Origin of the sequence: Bradyrhizobium sp. BR 1433, assembly GCF_051547665.1 — a bacterium.
GTDB classification, from domain to species: domain Bacteria; phylum Pseudomonadota; class Alphaproteobacteria; order Rhizobiales; family Xanthobacteraceae; genus Bradyrhizobium; species Bradyrhizobium australafricanum.
The window spans coordinates 2,903,428-2,923,692 of sequence record NZ_JBPUGG010000001.1 but is presented as its reverse complement, the minus strand read 5'-3'; the positions used below and the strand labels follow the sequence as shown (position 1 = coordinate 2,923,692).

General features: G+C 56.8%; 15 protein-coding genes. 8 read left to right on the top strand and 7 right to left on the bottom strand.

The annotated features are described in order from the left end of the window. Window positions 1-3 precede the first annotated feature (3 nt). The 6 genes from ACSKB9_RS14510 to ACSKB9_RS14485 all read left to right on the top strand — a co-directional run bounded on the left by ACSKB9_RS14510 (window position 4) and on the right by ACSKB9_RS14485 (window position 8,924). Window positions 4-792, top strand: a complete 789-nt coding sequence (locus tag ACSKB9_RS14510) for an ABC transporter permease (protein ID WP_438073942.1) — start codon at window positions 4-6, stop codon at window positions 790-792. A gap of 171 nt (window positions 793-963) precedes the next feature. Beyond that, window positions 964-2,997: a carbamoyltransferase family protein gene (locus ACSKB9_RS14505; protein ID WP_438073940.1), complete on the top strand. Its 2,034-nt coding sequence runs from the start codon at window positions 964-966 to the stop codon at window positions 2,995-2,997. Window positions 2,998-3,267: 270 nt separating this feature from the next. Further along, window positions 3,268-4,287 (top strand): nodulation protein NodZ, encoded by a 1,020-nt coding sequence (locus ACSKB9_RS14500; protein ID WP_438080205.1) that lies wholly within the window; start codon window positions 3,268-3,270, stop codon window positions 4,285-4,287. A 569-nt stretch (window positions 4,288-4,856) separates the two neighbouring features. After that, window positions 4,857-5,642, top strand: coding sequence for an SDR family NAD(P)-dependent oxidoreductase (locus ACSKB9_RS14495; protein WP_438080203.1), 786 nt, complete (start codon window positions 4,857-4,859; stop codon window positions 5,640-5,642). Between the two features lie 153 nt (window positions 5,643-5,795). Beyond that, window positions 5,796-7,580 (top strand): nif-specific transcriptional activator NifA, encoded by a 1,785-nt coding sequence (gene nifA, locus ACSKB9_RS14490; RefSeq protein ID WP_438073938.1) that lies wholly within the window; start codon window positions 5,796-5,798, stop codon window positions 7,578-7,580. 501 nt (window positions 7,581-8,081) lie between these two features. Continuing rightward, window positions 8,082-8,924: an electron transfer flavoprotein subunit beta/FixA family protein gene (locus ACSKB9_RS14485; RefSeq protein WP_438073937.1), complete on the top strand. Its 843-nt coding sequence runs from the start codon at window positions 8,082-8,084 to the stop codon at window positions 8,922-8,924. A gap of 165 nt (window positions 8,925-9,089) precedes the next feature. Here ACSKB9_RS14485 and ACSKB9_RS14480 read toward each other — a convergent pair whose 3' ends face one another. Beyond that, window positions 9,090-10,436 (bottom strand): MFS transporter, encoded by a 1,347-nt coding sequence (locus ACSKB9_RS14480; protein WP_438073936.1) that lies wholly within the window; start codon window positions 10,434-10,436, stop codon window positions 9,090-9,092. 915 nt (window positions 10,437-11,351) lie between these two features. Here ACSKB9_RS14480 and ACSKB9_RS14475 point away from each other — a divergent pair. Both ACSKB9_RS14475 and ACSKB9_RS14470 read left to right on the top strand, forming a co-directional pair. Beyond that, on the top strand, window positions 11,352-12,467 hold the full coding sequence (locus tag ACSKB9_RS14475; RefSeq protein ID WP_438073934.1) for a GFA family protein: 1,116 nt from the start codon (window positions 11,352-11,354) through the stop codon (window positions 12,465-12,467). After that, complete coding sequence (locus ACSKB9_RS14470) at window positions 12,464-13,129, top strand: 2OG-Fe(II) oxygenase (protein ID WP_438073932.1); 666 nt, start codon at window positions 12,464-12,466, stop codon at window positions 13,127-13,129. The genes ACSKB9_RS14475 and ACSKB9_RS14470 overlap by 4 nt, the downstream gene beginning before the upstream one ends. Window positions 13,130-13,334: 205 nt before the next feature. Here the strand turns inward: ACSKB9_RS14470 and ACSKB9_RS14465 are convergent, their stop codons facing one another. From ACSKB9_RS14465 to trpC, 6 genes are all read right to left on the bottom strand, one after another. Beyond that, on the bottom strand, window positions 13,335-14,651 hold the full coding sequence (locus ACSKB9_RS14465) for a peptide ligase PGM1-related protein (protein WP_438073931.1): 1,317 nt from the start codon (window positions 14,649-14,651) through the stop codon (window positions 13,335-13,337). 169 nt (window positions 14,652-14,820) lie between these two features. Then, window positions 14,821-16,356, bottom strand: coding sequence for a class I adenylate-forming enzyme family protein (locus ACSKB9_RS14460; protein WP_438073929.1), 1,536 nt, complete (start codon window positions 16,354-16,356; stop codon window positions 14,821-14,823). Window positions 16,357-16,536: 180 nt separating this feature from the next. Continuing rightward, the gene (locus tag ACSKB9_RS14455) at window positions 16,537-16,806 is read right to left on the bottom strand and encodes a hypothetical protein (RefSeq protein WP_438073927.1); all 270 of its coding nucleotides are present in this window, start codon (window positions 16,804-16,806) and stop codon (window positions 16,537-16,539) included. A gap of 1,149 nt (window positions 16,807-17,955) precedes the next feature. After that, window positions 17,956-18,411: a flavin reductase family protein gene (locus ACSKB9_RS14450; RefSeq protein WP_438073925.1), complete on the bottom strand. Its 456-nt coding sequence runs from the start codon at window positions 18,409-18,411 to the stop codon at window positions 17,956-17,958. 461 nt (window positions 18,412-18,872) lie between these two features. Continuing rightward, window positions 18,873-19,064: a hypothetical protein gene (locus tag ACSKB9_RS14445; protein ID WP_438073923.1), complete on the bottom strand. Its 192-nt coding sequence runs from the start codon at window positions 19,062-19,064 to the stop codon at window positions 18,873-18,875. A 385-nt stretch (window positions 19,065-19,449) separates the two neighbouring features. Then, window positions 19,450-20,265, bottom strand: coding sequence for an indole-3-glycerol phosphate synthase TrpC (gene trpC / locus ACSKB9_RS14440; protein WP_438073921.1), 816 nt, complete (start codon window positions 20,263-20,265; stop codon window positions 19,450-19,452).

Below are 20,265 nucleotides of genomic sequence, written 5' to 3'. Positions count from 1 at the left end.
ACGATGAGTGAAGGCTATTCACCGGTCATGCCCGCCAACGCGTACAGTTGGATCGCGGTGTGGCATCGCAACTTTCTGGCATGGCGGAAGGTCGCGCTCGCATCCGTTCTCGGGAACCTCGCCGACCCGATGACCAACCTGTTTGGCCTTGGGTTTGGTCTCGGAATAATTGTGGGTCGGGTTGACGGAACTTCATACATCGCGTTTCTCGCAGCTGGCATGGTCGCAACTAGCGCGATGACCGCCGCGACGTTCGAAACTCTGTATGCGGTTTTCGCCCGCATGGATAGTCAGCGCACTTGGGACGCTATCCTGTCCACGCAGCTAACACTTGGCGACATCGTCTTAGGTGAGTTGGTTTGGGCAGCCAGCAAGGCCGTTCTGGCGGGAACGGCAATTTGGACCGTTGCAGCCATCCTAGGCTATGCGGAGTGGCCATCCATTCTCTATTCGATGCCGGCGATCGCGCTCACTGGCGTCGTTTTCGCAAGCTTGGCCATGGTCGTGATATCTCTCGCGCCTAGTTACGATTATTTCGTGTTCTACCAAACGCTTGTCATGACACCCATGGTGTTCTTGTGCGGCGCCGTGTTTCCCTTGGATCAATTGCCAAGCACAGTGCAGCACGTAGCGAGCTTTCTGCCTCTGGCACATTCGGTTGACCTGATCCGCCCTACGATGCTCGGACGGCCAGCGGGCAGCGCGGGCCTGCATATCAGTGCACTTTGCGTTTACGCGGTCCTGCCGTTCTTCCTGTCCACGGCGATGTTGCGCCGGCGCCTAATGCGTTGACGCCAGCGCGACGGGACGAGGGATACGAATATGGTGCTGTTGCGAACTCGGCTTGCGGCTACCTCCAACTCGACGAGCCTCGGCTGGTCGCGCGTTTAGCACCTTGCGCATAAAGAAAATGATTGTGTGACAGGCCACCGCGGCCTCGCCGTCAGGTGAATGGAGAGAAAGATGCTGTGTCTTGGAATGAGCGGCGGCCTAGACAAGGTCCACGAAAATCCACTCGAACTGCCTCACACATTTCTCCACGATGGAGCCGCCGTACTGGTCCGCGACGGACGTGTGATAGCAGCGGTCGAGGAAGAGCGACTCAATCGGATCAAGCATTCGAACAAGTTCCCACGCAGTGCTATACAACACTGCCTGGCATCGGCCGGAGTGCAGCTGTCCGACATCGATCGCATCGCATTCTATGCGACCGAGGCCTATTGCAACGCTATGCTTGAACGTTTGTTCATTTCGCAGCCGGATCTCTCGATTCCGTTGGATGCCAAACTCTTGCTGCAGAGGCTGCTAATGCAAGAGTTCGGCACCGAGGTTGATCCGTCACGCATCTCATTCGTGGATCACCACCTGACCCATTCGGTTAGCGCGTTTGCCATGTCTGGCTTTGAGCAAAGCCTGATCGTCTCGATTGACGGAGGCGGTGACTTTCTATCTGGCCTCGTGGCGGTGGGATCTGGCGCTCATATTGAGCGACTCACAACCTTCCCGGAGAGTAACTCTCTGGGACTGTTTTATCTCGAGGCAATCCGATATCTCGGTTACGGGCTATTCGACGAATATAAGGTGATGGGGCTGGCCCCTTACGGTAATCCTGCAGTCTATCGCAAGCTCTTCGAACAGTTCTACGAACTCTTAGACAATGGTGGCTATCGCGTCCATCTGGGCCGAATTGGACCGGCGTTGCTCCGTAACATCGAAGTTCGGAGAAAGGGAATGCCATTCACGCAGCAGCATCGAGATGTGAGTGCTTCATTGCAGGAGGCTCTGGAGCGGATTGTGGTTCATATCCTAAGGCACTATCGCGAGCTCACTGGGATGAAGCAGTTGTGCCTGGCTGGAGGCGTGGCACACAATTGCACTGTGAACGGTAAGCTACTGTACTCGGGGCTTTTCGAAGATATCTTCGTGCAACCTGCGGCGCACGACGCCGGTTGTGCATTAGGCGCTGCCCTTATGGTGTCCGACGAGCTCGGGCGGCCCGCTCCCCGTGAGCGCCTTGAGGCGGTTTATTGGGGTCCCCACCTCGGCAGCGATAGCGCCGTGGAGCAGGAACTGAATGCCTGGGCCAGTCACCTCGACATCGAACGCAGTGATGACGTCGCGGGCAGTGCGGCGGAATGGATGGCCAACGGCGCCGTGATTGGCTGGGTTCAGGGTCGTTCAGAGTTCGGGCCACGTGCTCTTGGTAATCGTAGCATTCTTGCCGATCCGCGGCCGGCCGCCAACAAGGACCGAATCAATGCGATGGTCAAGAAGCGTGAGGGCTATCGACCCTTCGCGCCGTCAGTGCTCGAGGAGGATGCGGACGAGTTCTTTGAACTTCCTGATGGCAAGCGCCATTTCCCCTTTATGAACTTCGTCGTTCGCGTTCGCAACGATAAGCGCGGCTTGCTGGGCGCCATCACTCACGTCGACGGCACAGCGCGACTGCAAACGGTGTCGCAGAGGACGAATTCGGCCTACTGGGATGTCATCAATGCGTTCAAGCAGAAGACTGGCATCCCTGTCCTGCTCAATACTTCATTTAACAATAATGCCGAGCCGATCGTGGATTCGGTTGCAGACGCGATTGCAACCTTTCTGACAACAGACCTGGATGGACTTGTGGTTGGGCCGTTCATAGTCAAAAAACGGGCGACAAAGCTTGAGGACTGGACAGCGTTCTCGATTTCGTTGCCGCCTTATGCGTCTCTCTATCAAGTTCGTGCGCATACCTCGCCAGATCGCCAGGAGACGGTGTGCGAAATCCGTACTGGTCACTCCAGTCGCAACAGTGTGCCGCTCTCACATGACTTGTTTGATCTGCTGATGCGGATCAAAGGCGAGGGCGTTATCGGAGACCTCCTTGACGCAGTGACGCTCGATCAGGCGAGGCGTGAAGCTCTCGTGAACGAACTGAGGCGTCTGTGGGAGCAGCGTCGCGTGAACCTGTATCCTTCACACGCCGCACGCATGCATTCAGGCACCGCTCAGACGTGAGGCGAAGAATACGGCGTTTTCTGCGTCGTCGCACAAGCTTGCTTGAGTTTGATGCAGGCTAACAGGCTGGAGTACTAGCCGACTGAGTTCAAGTGCTTCGATCCAGGGTCTCCGGCGGACGGCAGTTAGGAGGCCCTGACAAGTCGGTGCGCCATGCTGTGAAGCGTAGGGCGGAACTGATCTGGATTACGTTCGGCGACAATAGGATTGAGAAAACTCTGGCGTAAATGCGCCGCTATCCAGGCGGTAACCGGGGACGAGGCAAGGCTAATGCGGGTTAGTGGCTCGATGAATCAGCGATTCGTGGTTTCTCGCCGACGTACTGGGTTCGGCGATTGCCTGTGGTCACTGGCGGCGGCTTGGAGTTATGCGAAGCGAACCAATCGGACGCTCGCTATCGACTGGCGGGGTTCCTGTTATCTCGATCAGCCATTCGTGAATGCTTTTTCGGTGTTCTTTGAACCGATTCAAGACATTGCTGGCGTACGGGTCATCTGCGATGATCAGATCAATAAATTCTCGTTCCCCGGCCCATTCTTCCCACGGTGGTGGAATAAGCCATCGATCGACAGCATCTTCCGTCCAGATGAACAAATTTTCCGAGAGCGTGACGAACTGCGTCAGCTGTTTGAACGCCAAGGTGATTGCGACGCCAACACGGTCGTGTGTGACGCCTGCTTGATGTGGGGGTGCGATGAAGATGCCGAACGACAGATCTTTCGGAGCGTCCGGCCTCGGTCTGAAATCCAGAGGCGGATCGACGCCATCTATCGAGATCAGTTTGCGGGACATAGCATAATCGGCGTTCATGTGCGGCACGGCAACGGCGAAGATATCATGGGGCATACTCCATACTGGGCCGATCCGGAATTCGCGTTGCAGCAAGTATGCATGGCCATTCACAAGGCAAAGGAATCTCCGCATCCCAAGCCCGTGAAGGTGCTTTTGTGCACGGACAGCGCGCAAGTGCTTGAGCGGCTCACGGCCGCGTTTCCTGATCTCGTGACTATCCCAAAGCACTTTCTCACCCAGCAGGCCGGCCCCTTGCACAGTCCGGCGCTCGGGGTCGATGGTGGCGTCTCCGCTCTCGTCGAGATGTATCTCCTCGCGCGCTGCGACACCGTGATACGCTTCCCGCCAACGAGCGCGTTTACGCGTTATGCCCGTCTCTTCGTGCCACGGATTTTTGAGTTCGATTTGGACGATCCGAGCCGGATAACCGTGATTGAGGAACTACCCGGAGATCTCGAGCTACGTGAAAGCTTAAATTTAGTCGATCGCTCCCGCTGAAGCAAACGATGAACGCCTGTACCAGTTGTGGCCCGCCGCGGACAAAGCTCACCTAGCAAGTGGGTCACGTCAGATTTGCCTTCACGTCAACTGGTGATCCATTTGAAGAACAGCATGCTGGCTCCCGGTGGAGTTCTCGACTAGAATTCTATTCCGCACATTGTTTAGTAATATGAGGGTAGCTTAAAGCTAGCGCCGGGATCAGAGGCTGCAGCCACCCCGGACCACTCATTCGTTGAGATCGTCCGTGGACGATGCGGAGGAATCAACCAGCATCGAGTCGGTTGGTTAGTTCTTGAGAATCCGCGACACGCGGTCTCGAAACGCTTGTTCACAGTTGCACTCTCGGCCAGGCTCGCCGGATAAAGCGTTGCTGCTGTCGGAAGGCAAACGGGAAGTGTCTGGAATCCGACAGAACAAGACATTTGGCCGTGAAACTGCCAAGCATTCCGCGTCATCGCAGTGGCCCAAATCCTGCAGCGCGCGCGTGGGCGCGACTAGAGGATGGGAGGTGCCCCTTGCTTATCGATCTACCAAACGGCAACACGGTGGCCGGTGCGGGGTCGGCGGTGGACGTAGGCCGTCGGTTTCACGTCGAGAGGGCGTGCGTCCAGCACGAACAACGGAAGACGTTGTTTCTGACCGGGGCGTCCCGCGGTATCGGTCACGCTACCGCCAAGCTGTTTTCGGAAGCGGGCTGGCGCATCATTTCATGCGCTCGTCAACCGTTCGATGGCGGGCGCTGCCCTTGGGAGTCAGGGGCCGACGATCATCTGCAGGTCGACCTCAGTGACCATCGAATACTGCCCCGCGCGATCGCCGAGGTAAAACAGCGCCTCGCGGGTGCACCGTTGCACGCATTAATCAATAACGCCGGAACTTCACCGAAAACGTCAGATGGCGCCCGGCTGACCTCGTTGACCACATCAATCGAAACGTGGATGAGGGTGTTCCATCTCAATCTCGTGGCGCCGATCCTGCTGGCGCAAGGTTTGTTGGACGAACTGAAGGCCGCGTCAGGATCGATTGTCAACGTCACCTCGATCGCGGGCTCGCGGGTCCATCCGTTTGCCGGCAGCGCCTATGCGACGTCGAAGGCTGCGCTCGCGAGCCTCACTCGCGAAATGGCACATGATTATGCACCGCATGGCATTCGTGTGAATGCAATCGCGCCCGGAGAGATCAAGACAGACATGTTGTCGCCGGACACGGAAGCGCGTCTTGTGCCAAATATCCCCCTGCGCCGCGTGGGCACACCCGAGGAAGTGGCTAAGGTCATCTTCTTTCTCTGCTCGGATGCGGCAAGCTATGTCACGGGGACCGAAATGCCGATCAATGGTGGGCAACACCTATAGTCGACGAGACTTGGCAACTTGCAGTTGATTTGAGCTACGTCAATGAAACTCCTGCTTGCCGACAGATCCGCGTATGCAATTGATCACCGTGCAGGAAAAGATGCCATCTTTCTATGTCATCTCGTCAAAACTTGACGCTAGATCGACAACGACATGCAACACGAAGCTCGCAAACCCGAACAAGGTGTCATGCTGCATATCCCTTCCGCACGCGAAAAGCTTATCTCACAGTCCGAGGGCGGCCGTGAAGGCTCTATTGAGTCATCACGCGAGAGCGCGCTAACCGGCATTTCCGAAATATCGAAGGTACTGGCGGCGCCAGGCCGGCTCGAAGTTGCGTTGACGAATGTCGTCAATCTTCTTCAATCGTTTGTGCAAATGCGAAACGGCACTGTCTTGCTCTTCGACGATGATGGAGTGCCGGACATGACCGTGGGCGCCGGCTGGAGCGAAGGTAGCGATGAGCGCTACCGAATGAGCCTGCCGAAGAAGGCCATTGACCATATCGTAGCGACCGATAAACCGCTGATTGCGGAGAACGTAACAACGGAAGCGGCTTTCAGTGCTGCGGATGTAAGTGCGCTCGGAGCCTGCGACAACATATCAGTGTCGTTCATCGGCGTTCCTATTCGGATTGATGCGAAAGTCGTCGGTACCCTGACCATCGACCGCATCTTCGATGAAAGCTCGAACGGAAGGCTCGATTACGACGTGCGCTTCCTCGCCATGATCGCTAATCTGGTGGGCCAGGCGGTGAAGCTACATCGCATATCTGCGGGCGACCGCGAGCGGTTGACGACCGAGAGGGATCGGTTGCAGAAACCAGAGTTCAAGCAACCTCCGCGAGAACGCAAAAAGGTTCATATCGACGGGATCATTGGCGACAGCCCGCCATTGCGAGCGTTGCTGGAGAAGATCGCGGTGATAGCCAAATCGAATAGCACGGTCTTGGTACGAGGCGAGTCCGGTACTGGCAAGGAGCTCGTCGCCAAAGCTATTCACGAGCTCTCGCCGCGTGCCAAGCGACCCTTCGTTAAGCTTAATTGTGCGGCCCTCCCTGAGACCGTCTTGGAATCCGAATTGTTCGGGCATGAGAAGGGAGCCTTTACCAGCGCGTTCAATTCGCGCAAGGGACGCTTCGAGCTCGCCGACAAAGGGACGTTGTTCTTGGACGAAATCGGCGAGATCTCAGCTTCGTTCCAAGCCAAGTTGCTGCGGGTGCTACAAGAGCAGGAATTCGAACGTGTCGGTAGTAACCAGACAATCAAGGTCGATGTTCGCGTGATTGCGGCGACCAATAAGAACCTTGAAGAGGCCGTGGCAAGAAATGAGTTCCGCGCCGACCTCTATTATCGGGTCAGCGTGGTTCCTTTGCTGCTGCCGCCGTTGCGTGAAAGGCGCAGTGATATTCCGCTTCTCGCCGCCGAGTTTCTCAAAAAATTCAACCGCGAGAACGGCCGTGCACTGACCTTCGATGTGAGTGCTATTGAAGTACTGATGAAGTGCGGCTTTCCCGGCAATATCCGCGAGCTCGATAATTGCGTCGCGCGTACTGCGACCCTAGCGCCCGGTCCATCGATCGGCAGAAATGACTTTGCATGCTGCCATGGTCAGTGTCTGTCTGCGGTGCTGTGGAAGAGCAGATCGGACGAGATAGCGCACGAGCCGGGACCGAGAGCATCCATGGCCGCGAGCGTCGCAGCGCCGCTACCAGAAGCTGCTGCACCAGCCTCGCCTGTCGAGAGCGATCTCGCTCTGCCGGCACCTGCGGGCACAGCCTTGGTGAGTGGCGCGAAGATAACTGATCGTGAGCGGGTCATTGCGGCCATGGAAAGATCCGGGTGGGTACAGGCCAAGGCAGCGCGCCTGCTTGGATTAACGCCGCGCCAGATCGGCTACGCGCTGAGGAAATACGGCATCGAGATCAAGCGTTTTTGAACGGTCTATCGGACTCTCCAATTGCAAGATCATGATCATGACAATCGGGTGCAAGATCGGATGCGCCCGGTGTGTGGCGCCGAATTTGGTCATGATCGACGATGCCGTGCTAGTCAGGCGTACAGGAGACGTGGACCAGGTCCACGAGCGATCGACTTGCTCCTCGCCGTGCAAGGCGGCATTCGCTGGAAATTGGTGCGGATCCAGGGAGCCCTAGGCGCTGAACCAGCTGCGGCGGATTGATTCTGCGTCTGGATTGACTCGGGATAGAAGCGCCTTTCGTTCGGTCAAGCTCTCCTCGATCAGATTGGCCACACACCATGTCGTTACAAGACGCTGTCGCAGCAACCAAGAATGTCGAGTTTATTTCGTCGGCGAACGCGAGCCGGCAGTACTGGCGTTTCCTTTAGGTCATTGCCTTTGATGTCGAGTATGAGCCTTCGCGCATTGGTATGACACTTGCTGTTCTCTTCGTCAGGCTAGCAGCTTCTGGAGGAGCATATGCACAGTGTCGTCTGCATCAAGCAGGTCCCTGACTCCGCGCAGATCCGCGTGCACCCGGTGACTAATACGATCATGCGTCAGGGCGTGCCGACTATCATCAATCCGTACGACCTCTTCGCGTTGGAGGCCGCGTTGCAGCTGCGCGATCAGTTTGGCGGCGAAATCACCGTACTTACAATGGGCCCCCCCTCAGCGGAGGATTCCCTACGCAAGGCGCTGACCTTTGGCGCCGATCGTGCCGTTCTGCTCACCGACCGCTGCTTCGCGGGATCCGACACGCTGGCAACAACTTACGCATTGGCAACTGCCATCCGAAAGATCGCTAAGGAATATGGTATGCCAGACCTCATCTTTACCGGCAAGCAGACGATCGACGGGGACACCGCGCAGGTTGGCCCCGGCATTGCTAAACGGCTTGGCGTGCTGCAGTTGACCTATGTCGCCAAGGTCAAAGCCCTGGATCTTACCGCGCGTACTATCGAAGCGGAGCGGCGCTCCGAGGGCGGTGTCCAGGTCCTGCACACCAGATTGCCGTGTCTCATCACTATGCTGGAGGCGACCAACCAAATTCGCCGCGGTGCCATGCCCGATGCATTGCGTGCCGCTCGCGTGCCAATCGTGAAATGGAGCGCGCAAGATGCTGGTGTCGAAGACCTCTCCAGGTGCGGTCTCAAGGGCTCCCCGACCGTCGTCGAGCGGGTGTTTGCCCCTTCTGCGCGCGCTGAGAAGGCGGCGCTGGTGGAGGCCGCCGAGCAGCCGGCGCAAGCGTTGATCGATGCCATCTTCAAGCATCAACCAAACCTTGAAACCGACCTTGCGACACTGGCACGACATGCCTGATCTAGAGGAGGTTGGCGACGAGCAAATGTTATTAGAGCACAGGGCTCGCCCGCTGAGGGGAGACCACTGCCCGGAATGAGAGGGCCTGATCGAAACCAAGAGGTCGATAGCAATGGTCGGGGCCGGATTGCGCCGGAAACCAGGAAGGCGTCGACCATGGCGATGCTAGCGTGGTGTGGCGTGTACGCTTAAAGCCCTGCCCGGCCGTTCAGACCGGGATGGTTTCGCAACTTTCGATGGCTTAGCGGTCCCTGGATAGACGGTAAGTGCTGCGATGATGCCGAGCAGGGCTGCAAACATCAGCCAAAAGCCAGGCGAAGCCTTGTCATCCGTTCGGTCGATTAACCAAGTCGAGGCGAGTGGCGTAAAAGTGCCAAACAATGCGGCCGCGAGTGCGAAAGCCAGAGAGAAGCAGGTAGTGCGCACATGCGCCGGCACAATCTCAACAAGAGCGCCCAGCATAGTGCCGCTATAGATGCCGAAATAAAACGAGAACATCATTGCTACTGCCAGCATCTTGCCGAAAGTGGGGGCGCTCACCAACCAGTGCAAGGCCGGGTAGGTGGTCACCAACGCAAGGCCGGCAATGGTTAGCAAAACCGGCTTGCGGCCAATTCGATCGGAGACGGCGCCGCCAATTGGATTCCAGATGAAGTTGCTGACAGCGACCAAAAGCGTCACCAAGAGAGCGTCCTGGCTGGACAGCTTCAAGACGTTCCTGCCGAATGTCGGCGTGTAGACCGTAACGAAATAAAACGTTGTCGTAGTCAAGATCGCGATCATCATGCCGAGAATGATGACGCGCCAATTGGTGAGGGCCGAGGCAAAGACCTCGCGGGCCGTAGGGTGCTTCTTCATGGTCAGAAATTCTGGCGTTTCCTCCAGCGTCCGGCGCAGGAAGAAGATAAGGGGAATAATGAGGCAACCCATAAAGAACGGGATGCGCCAGCCCCAGGCAGCTACTGTTTCCGCCGACATCAATTCGTTCAGCACGTAGCCGACGATCGCCGCGACAAAGATCGCAACCTGCTGGCTGGAAGACTGGAACGAGGTGTAGAAACCACGCTTGCCCGGAGCTGCAATTTCCGACAGGTAGACCGAGACGCCGCCAACTTCGACGCCAGCTGAAAAGCCCTGCAGCAGCCGTCCGACGAGCACGATAATGGGGGCGGCTATACCGATCGTCGCGTAACTGGGACAAAAGGCGATGATCACAGTGCCGATTGCCATGATTGAGAGCGTGACAATCAGACCATTCCGACGGCCGATCTTGTCAATATAGGCTCCGAGCACGATCGCGCCGACCGGACGCATCAAGGCGCCCAGCCAGAACACGCCGAAGGTGTTGAGCAGCGAAGCCGTTTCGCTCTCGGACGGGAAGAATGCCTTCCCAATGGCGCTGGCGTAAAAGCCGAACAGAAAAAAGTCGAACTGCTCCAGAAAATTGCCGCTGGTCGCACGCAAGATTGCGCCGATGCGCGATTTCACCCTGGGACCCTGAGCGATGGACATGTGTGGCACTGCGAGTTTCCTCCCCGTCTGAAATGGCCGGTTGCGGAAATCTTCACGCCAGCCCAACTGCAACTTAGGCCGGAATCTCACCATAGACACTACGACCGACCCGAAAGCGCCCGATCTTTTCGGCATATTTTCGGCGACTGCCGCACGGGTGCACATATTTTTCAAAGGTTGTTGCATGTTTTTGCAAGGAACCGGCCGCGGAGCGAGTGGAGCATAAGCTGATCTTCAGGATAGGCCGATCCGCCATCACACCAATCTTCATGGCTAAGCCGGCCACGAAGGGAGAATGCCAATAGTCGTTGCGATCGTTGTTCGGTTTCTAGCCATTGGACAATCCTGTCAGCTTCAAAACATCTGGCGTATCGGTCGGCCGCAAGTTCTCGGCGTAGGCTTAAGGAGCAAGGGCGACGCTGGCACGACGGTTGCTAAGTGCATGGAGCCACACGAGCGGGGATCAGACTTGCAAGACGAGCGATGCTCTCCTTTCCTTGGATCCGTGCCCCAACACGCGCAGCTGTTTTCAAGTCCGTTGATGGAAAAGAAACATGTCGTCATTCAGACAATCCGCGACAAGCTGCATCGGAGGTCGACTATCTTGCAGATTACGCCAGCGGTGCTGGCTACCTGATCTGGAGCAAGCAGTCTAAAGGAAGGTCGACCAGCCAAGACGGAAATGGAAACCACGCCTTGCAGACTTCAGCGCTGGACGGGCTGTTGGGAAAACGTCAGCACATGTCAGTTCGCTACTATTAGCTCCTTTCGTCCAACGAACGTTCTCCCAGCATAGCCGGTGTCTAAATGACGTCTTCCCATGTTTCTCGTTTTAAGCGTTCAGAGGGACCAGTCGACCAGTACTTGGGTGACCGAGCCCGGGTTGTGTTCGGCCCGCATCCGTTCGCTGCGGAGATGTCCAAAGATGAGCTAGTCAGGTTACTACCTGAATATTTCGCGATGTCACAAGCGTTCCCGTACTTGCAAGCGGGATCGCAAAAAGAGTTCATATTCGACGCGATGCAGCAAAATCGAGGCCTTCCGCGGGACGTCGAGATGACCAGTGTGGTCGCGAATTTCATCTGCTGGGATGAGACGGGAGGCCATAGTCGGATTCTTGAAGGCGGCAACGCTGCGCTACCGCATATTCTGGACACAGAAAACTTTCACTCAAAGCTGTTTAGGAGAGATGCGTCGCGGCTGCTTGGTCGAGCAATACAGCCAAACTACAGCACCACAACCAAAAGGTACCTGCGCGCGCTGTATCATGGTTTGGCGTCGAGCGACCCCATAGCGCGTTGCGCTCATATGGTCGCGTTCGAGCTACATGCTGCGGAAATGATCCAGTCGCTGTGGACTACCATAGTCAATGCCTTTGAAGTGCGGCCCGAGGATCTCGATTATTTCCGGATTCATGTGGGTGGCTACGATCCCGCAGAGAAATATCATGCAGAGATGACGAGCAGGCTCGTTAGCGAACTGGTCCCGGCCGACGACAATGATCGCTTCTTGGATGTGTTCGATCGTGCGTATAGCGTCAGCTTGGAGTGGTGCCGCAATCTGATCCGAATTCGTCAATTTGACGGGGATAGTCGTCCGCAGGTCCTACACCGTGGCCACTGTCATTGTGGATCTGTCAAGTTTCACGTCCGAGCGCCAGAAAAGATCTCCGCGGTGAAGTGCAATTGTTCAATCTGCCGAATGTCCGGGTTCTTGCACATGCTCGTTCCTGGCGACAACCTGAGCATCGAGTGCGGTGAAGAATTCCTGACTACGTACCGGTTTAACAAGAATATCGCCCAGCACACATTTTGTCGGGTTTGTGGTGTAAAGCCATTTTATCGGCCGCGATCAAATCCTTCAGGATTCAGCGTAAACGTTCAATGCCTAGATAGAACGACCATTGAAAGTGTAAGCGTAGAGGTGTTCGACGGCGAAGATTGGGAGCAGGCGATCTGCGGGATGCCAGGAGCATTAGGGAGCTCCCTGAAGTATGAGGTATCGAATGAACCTGAAAGGCCCCCACAATGAGTGATAGATCTGGTCTGCTTTCAGAAGAGGTCCTCGCCAAATACCGCGTAGAGCTGAGAGATAAAGGGACGGTCCTGGTTGCCCCAGGGACGCTGTTCACCCAAAATGACTTGGCGGAGATCGATCGGCTGCAGTTAGACATTCCAGAAGCGGAGGTTCGGAAGGGAGATGCTGGCGATTCCCACAGGGTCTTTGTAAAACGACTGCGCGAAGATCGCCCTGGCCGTTGTCCTAGTAACGTGAATGGTACAGCTTCAGCGCAGATCATCGAATTGCTCGAAAGGAATGACCGGGCCTTCGCGCTTAGAAACATTTTCGGAGCGTCGTCAGATTACATCATTCGCCGATGCCAAATGCATCGCATGCCGCCTGGGTCTTTTGTTGGCGTCCATTTGGATGCTGAGAGCGACCCTGACTTCGAGTATTCGGTGATCGTTCAGCTCGCCGAAGATTTCGAGGGCGGTGAATTCGTGGTATATCCAACAGAGCGCGACGCCCAAGTATTTCGTCCCCGGTTGGGGACCGTAGTTATCACCACATGCAGGTTCCGCCATGAAGTAAAGCCGGTGCACGCCGGGGAGCGCCGGTCACTGGTCTACTTTTGTTCGAAGCGTGGTGGTGCGAACCGCCGCATCATCAAGAACTCCGCCCATGACGGTTGAGCTTGGCGGCCGGCGCGCCGCAGCTATGCATAGCTTGATCGTACCGTGTCTAGAATAGACGGCGTAGATCCGCAAGCTTGGCTGGCCTCTCCGCATCACTGCTCACCCAGCAGTCGCAAGCACCAGATTTCAAGCGCGCTGGTTGGGCATGGGGGAGGCCGGCTCAAGCGAATTGAAGGGCTGGAACAGCGCGCAATGATTCCGATCAGGTCATCCTCAACAGCCGATGCTCCAAATCGCGGCACGCCAGCCTGCCTCGCGCGATCACGATACACTCTACCGTGCCTGCCTCTTGGTCTGCGGCAAGCGGAATCACTCCTTCCTTCCGCGTGTTGTCGAATAGACATCCATCATTGGCGAAATGATCAACGGCTGTTTGGAGGGAGTTTGAGCGAACGTTTCGCACAGACGAAATCACGTAGGAATCGGAATAATCGGGGCCAAGCAGTCGGGCAGCAATGCTATGTAACACCGAGCCTCCGCCCCATCGGCCGTTTGCTTCATTAAACAGCAACCGCCCGTCGGTTGTGAAGATGGCGTCGATGTTGATCATGCCGCGATATCCCAAGGTTCGCGCAAGCTCTACAAATCGATTGGCATGCGCCCGAGCGGTCGAGCATTGCTCATTGCTCAGATCGCTTGGAAGCTCGAGTCCAGTCCACACGAGAGCCCTTTCGGATCTATCTTTGCTTTGACGCAGACGTATGCTCCCACTATTGACGTATGCAATTGAGCCGTTTGCCTCGATTTCGAACTCAAGGTAAAATATAGAGCGAGCGAAGTGATACGATTCGACGACCGCTGTCCTGCATGACGGAGTTGTCATCTCTGTCCAAATTGCGTTCGGATCAAACGACGGCCAAAGGACTTGCCGAGTTTCTCTTGCCCCCGGTAATGGGTCGCTTTCCGTGCCGGTTAGTATGACATTTCCAAGCCCGCCGGCCCCATTATCTAGCTTTACAATCACGCTGCCGGTCTCACACCTCAGCAAGGTGACCGCTCTGAAGAGCTCGTCTGGGCTTGTTATTGCGCAACCATTGGGTACCGGAAGTGCGGCGCTCGCTGCCAACTGACGGAAGTGGCTCTTGCGATTCAATAGATCAGGCCCCCGCTGCAGAGTGAATTCGTCCCCGTTTTGTAGTATGCCGAGCGCTTCTGCCAAGCGCGCAACGCCTTCGGAAGGGTAGCAAGCAGATATTCTCCAAGGTGTGGTCCGACGAATGTGGCGGTTGATTCGTTCGACGATGGTGTCGGACTGCAGGTTGGAATCGCTAAGGATCGACGCTTCGCCCGCGCTTTCGGGCACAAGCACCGAAAGGGTCGAAGCATCGAAGTTGAGCGTCGCGCCGACCAAGGATAGCAGTTCGGTTGGGATAGCTACGGGAGAGACTATTAGGTCGTCCTCTTGTGCAAACCAAACGGAGCGCAAAGCCGACTTGGCGGCAAGCGAAAGCTGAATTTTCGTCAGGTCCGTGCCCGACATTTGCGCGGTACCGGCATTCATAATCAGGATTCGTGGCATCAACAATCTCCGGAGCGTTTGGCGCTAATGGACACAGCCCAATGTTCCGCCACGAGAAGCTCGCAGCAGCGCCTTCGCGTAAAGGAGTTGGCAAGTGCTTGAACCCTTGAGACGCAAGCTCACCTTGCGGTTGGCAATGGAAGTCTTGCCAGGCGACATTCCGCGATATTTAAGTGCGGTGTTCCTGCCGACTCGATCGAGTATCGAGCTCCTTCAGCATGAAATGCTGGACCTTACCTAACGCCGTTCGCGGGAGCTTTTCTGTGAAGATAATTTCGCGCGGCGTCTTAAAGCGGGCGAGCTGCGATTGGACGTGCGCTGTCAGTGCGTCCGCTTCGATACGAGCCCCCGGTCGCCTGACCACAAAAGCGATTGGCACTTCACCCCAACGCTGATCGGGCCGACCAATGACGGCGCACTCGAAGACATCGGGATGTTCGATCAGCACACGCTCGACTTCCGCCACGTAAACATTTTCTCCGCCAGAAATGATCAGATTCTTCTTCCGATCAAGGACCGAGAAGTACCCATCGGCATCGCGGTGGCCGATATCACCAGTACGATACCAGTCGTTGTGAAAAGCCTCGCGTGTTGCCTGTTGATTGCCCCAATATCCGCAGAAGACGCTGGGGCCGCGCACTGCGATCTCGCCTGGGGTGCCTGGCTGCAACGCATTGCCTGCTTCGTCGATGATCGTCGCTTCACAGCATAGACCCTGTAAGCCGGTCGACCCGCTACGCGCAAGGTCGCCGCCGAGTTTCGTATATACTGCAATGGGGCAAGTCTCTGTCGAGCCGTAAACCTGCAGAACTGGCACCCCGCGTGCGACAAAGGGTTCGATAAGGTGTTGCGGCACCATTGCCGAACCAGTGCAAATTGCTTTCACGGAGGATAAGTCCGTCGTCGGCCATCGAGGATGGTTAGTCAGCGCTTGCATCGTGGCGGGTACCAAAACGACCAGCGTAGGCCGGTCGCGCTCAAACGCGGCAAGCGTCGCCTCTGGCGTAAAACGTGCGTGAATGGTGACCGTCGCGCCGTGATGCAATGCAGGCGTAGTCTGAATATTCAGACCGCCAACGTGAAACAAAGGCAACACTGTCAAGACATGATCGGCCGAACTGAGGTCATGCATGTGCTGACTCATCACTCCATTCCAGAGCAACGCTTCCTGGCGCAGCACGGCCCCTTTCGGTCGCCCGGTAGTCCCAGACGTATAGACAAGCAGCAACGGGCAGGGCAGGTCTGCCCCGGGATTGCGGCCGTCGCCGCAGCCTCGCTCCAGCAGCTTGTCCCACTTGCTCCCGTTGGAAGGCGCAAAATCCAGGCCGACAACGAGCGTGTCGGGCAGTTGCTCCTTCAAAGCTGGCAGGAGTGCCGCGAAGACGTGTTCAAGCACGAGCACCTTGGCGCCGGCGTCGGACAGGATGAAGAGCTGCTCGCCGACCGCAAGTCGCCAGTTCAGGGGCACGAGGATTGCGCCCAGCCGTGCGCAAGCATAAAGCAGGGCCAGATAGTCAGGGCAGTTCTGGCTTAGGATCGCGACGCGGTCGCCTTTGTCGATGCCAAGTTCGCTTTGTAAAGCGCGGGCGATATATTCTATCCTTTGATTGAAGGCGGCATAGCTTAAAGTCTGGCCATCGAAACGGATCGCAGGTTTGTCGGGAGCGAACGCCGCGTTACGCTCAATCAGTGTGCAGAGATTCACCTCAGTTCTTCTCCGTCGTTGATATCTCCGCAATAAGTCCGCCTCGAGGCGTCAGCTCGTTGCGTCCATGAAGTTCATCGCGAGATCCCGATCGCGAGCGCTTGCGTCGAGAGGCTCTCAGGCGCGGACGATCGTCAGGCGGTCTCAGTGGAAAGGTGGAGCTTTTGATGATGTCAATAGTCATGGACCTTGCCTCGATGGATGCCGCTTGAGAATTGAAAGTCCCGGTGCCTGGTCCGCCGCCGAGTTTTGCTCGGCATTGTTTGCATGCATCTGCCAGTGGTGATACTCGCACCACGACGATTGTTTCTTGCCTGGTCGTCGAATGACCGGTTCGCCGCACATATAGGCGGCTCTAAGATCTCCATCTTTGAATCCGACAATGGCTCGGCATTGTCCCTCGGTGTGGTCGGTCAATAGAACCTTCTTGGTGCCATCGGGCTTTTTCACCGTGCTGCTCCGAGATGCCCGGCAATCTCTTCCAATGTCGCACCAGTCATTTCGGGCGACACTTACAACCCATGCCCGTTGAGAAGGCCGGCGATCAAATTGATCCTCGTGCATTTGGGAGATACTGGCGCCATACCAGAAGCGCCCGCCAGCTTTGACGAACAGAACGAAAAGGCTCGTTCGCTGAACGGACCTGGGGACGTGGTCAAGCCAGCCGAAAAGCGCGGCCTCGAGCGCGCAAAACTCTGGAAGCGCGCGGGAGAGTAAGATGGATTCTGACGACGCCCGTCATCAGTAGGCAGGATTGAAGTGAACTCTTGCGTGATTCTGAGACGTTGAGACATTCGCAATCCTTACCTCGGCCCATCCCGAGACTGACGCCACCTCCCTGAAACCGTACAACTTAACGTTACGTCCGATTCAAGCCCTTTGGCTCCGCATTGTGAATATGTCCGAAGCTCCGGCTCATTGACTGAACGCAGCCCCGGCGTCTGGCACGAATTGGAAGCCCGGCATTTGCATGGACGCTGGTGAGCAAGGCGACTAGACCAATGCGGCAACGAGCAAGGGCTTCTTTCGCGAACCTGCGACCTTGCAAGATTACGTTCGCCGCACGAAAGTGGAAAGATCTACCAGCCTACCAATTGTGGTGGGTTGGCTGTGAGCGCTGAGTGTGGTCTTCTCGCGAAACTGTCGCTGCCTATCGCCAACATTCGGCGCTGCCGACCTGGCGGTATCGAGGCAAGTGCTGAGTTGACAACGTGAACAATCTGTCGACTGGAACGACCCCGATCAGGGGCCGCTTGCAGTAAGCGCGAATGGGATTGGCGTCGGGGTCGATCCAGCCGCGTTCCCAGGCGCTTGCGACCATCTTGGCGTACGCCGATCTCAGGTCTCAAAGTCCTTGGGACCACCGGGCAACATGGGCACTTGATCAAACAGCCGACCAATGCATTGTCTTGGTCAACGAGCGTGACCTTCTCAAAACGTGAGCGCAAACCGGATCCTTCAATACAACCCTGAAGTTGCAAAAATCCAGACGAATCGCCAATTTGAACTGGCGAATACTCTATCCCCTTTGCGCATTGCGAACCGTCGAATTAGCCCGGCCGATGTTTGATCCCGATAGAAAGTACACAGAGACTGCGCTCAGTCACGCGGTAGGGTTCGAAGCGCACCTTGCAAGTTGATCAATGGTTCGCCATGACCGGGGATGGTCGCGACAACCCGGCCAATAAAGATGCTATGCGTGCTAATTGTCTTGTGATCGTACAAAATGCACTCGAGCGTGCATACTGCGCCCTGCAAAAGTGGCACGTCGAGAACGCCTTGATTCCACTGCGCCGTATCGAAGCGATGGGCACCTTTAGCAGCATCGAGGCCGCCAAATCGTAGGGCCAGGTCCTCCTGATCACCCCGGAGAAGGCTTACTCCAAAACGTCTGTTGGCGAGTATCGCGTCATGAGTCTCTGATCTGGAATTGATGGCGGCCAGCAGGCAGGGCGGGTCAATGCACATTGAGGTCACAGAACTTACCGTTAGCCCTCGTCGGCAGACGGTTTTTCCGGTCGTCACAATGGCGACGCCGCTCGCCAGGTTTCGCATGGCCTGACGGAACTCGGTCGCTTGGATGGATGGGTTGTCCCACGTGGGGAATGGAAACTGAGAGTTCATAACCTGCCTATAGAGGTGGGTACGCCGTTTCAGTGCATCGTTATGCGCACTTGGTTTTCTTTAATCTGGCGTCTCGTGCTTGTTGTTCGATGCGATCATGGCTGGAGTGCAGCTGGGAACGACTATCCCGTGCGTCGGTAGCGAAGATGAACGTAGAAGGCCCGGAACCGCTCGCCGCATTGCGCCGAACTGCACTCGACGACCGCAGTGTCAAGGACCTGACCAGTTCGGCTGATTGCAGCGAAACTCTTGCGGTAAGATGCTTTGGGAACCCGAGGTCGCGATCGCTGCCTGGTTGCTCTGAACGACGTCGGTTGGCGCTCGGATGCCTACTGACGTCGAGTTCCGTAGCAGTGGAATTCCGCATTCTCTGTTGTGGAGCATCAGCACCTCTATTGAGTTCTGACAACGTTGAGAACGCGCTTTTTAGCAGCGATAAGATGGTGATCGAGCGTTGCGTGCAGCATGCCGCGCAACTCTGACGGGATCGATGCGTCTGTGTCGATCAATTCTCGAAACTTCCGCACAATATGTTCGATCTGTGCGATTGAATCGAAAGCGGCCGTCATTGGCGGGGGCGTCATTGATTGTCTCCTTGGACGCGCGGCGCGCACGATGCTGACAATCTTGATCTCGCCAACAGCGTGTTGGTTGTTCGGTGGAGGGCGTCGCACCTGATATTGCGAGCTGGTAGTGGTCCGTCGTCAGTTGAGCCTCGCCCAATGCGCCAAGCTCGTCGCTGCGCCCCGCCATCGGCGGTGCGATGACCCATATGGCAATTCCATCTTCCGCGCACGTCTACTGGAGCGCGCAGCTGGAATGACAGCGAGTGGCGTTTCAGCGCTGGCTTAACTCGGTGCCATGAACTGACAAGTTCTGAGTTGCTTATCGAACTACCGCGACGCCTTGATGCCGGTTGCGACGGGAATTCGAAGCTAATCCGGCCTCCTCGAGTGGCTTTTCCGGTCATCAGTGCAATCCGGTCGCCATCGCTGCTCCGCGCAGCAACCGCTGGCTCGCCGCGGTCACATCGGCTTGTCTCATTAGGCTCTCGCCGATGAGGAAGGTCGATATGCCAACGCGCGAAAGTCTGATGAGATCGTTTTGCCCGAGAATGCCGCTTTCGCCGACAATCAGACGGTCCTTCGGAATGAGGGGAGCTAATGCCTCGCTGGTTGCGAGCGTGGTCTCGAATGTGCGCAAATTGCGGTTGTTGATGCCGATCATCGGCGAACGGAGGGTGAGGGCACGCTGGAGTTCCGCACCGTCATGGACCTCGACCAGCACGTCCATGCCATGGGCCAGGGCAGCAGCCTCGATCTCGCGGGCAGCCCCGTCGTCTAGCGCGGCCATGATGATCAGGATGCAGTCGGCGCCATGGGCGCGCGCCTCGACAACCTGGTAGGTGTCGAACATAAAATCCTTCCGCAGTACCGGAAGGCCCGTCTGTGCGCGCGCCGCCACCATGAAGTCGAGATGTCCCTGGAAGGACGGTGTGTCCGTCAAGACCGAGAGGCAGGCCGCGCCCCCCGCCTCATAGGCGCTCGCAAGCGAGGGCGCATCGAAGTCGGCGCGAATGCAGCCCCTGGACGGGGAGGCTCTCTTAATCTCCGCAATCAGGGCGTACTCGCGCGCGGCGTGTTTAGCACGAATCGCGCTGACGAAGCCGCGCGGAGGCGGCGCAAGACGCGCGAGCGCCTCGACGTCCGGCAGCGGCAACGCACGCTTAGCAGCCGCAATTTCCTCGCGCTTGTAGGCTTCGATCTTGGTCAGAGTGTCGGACAT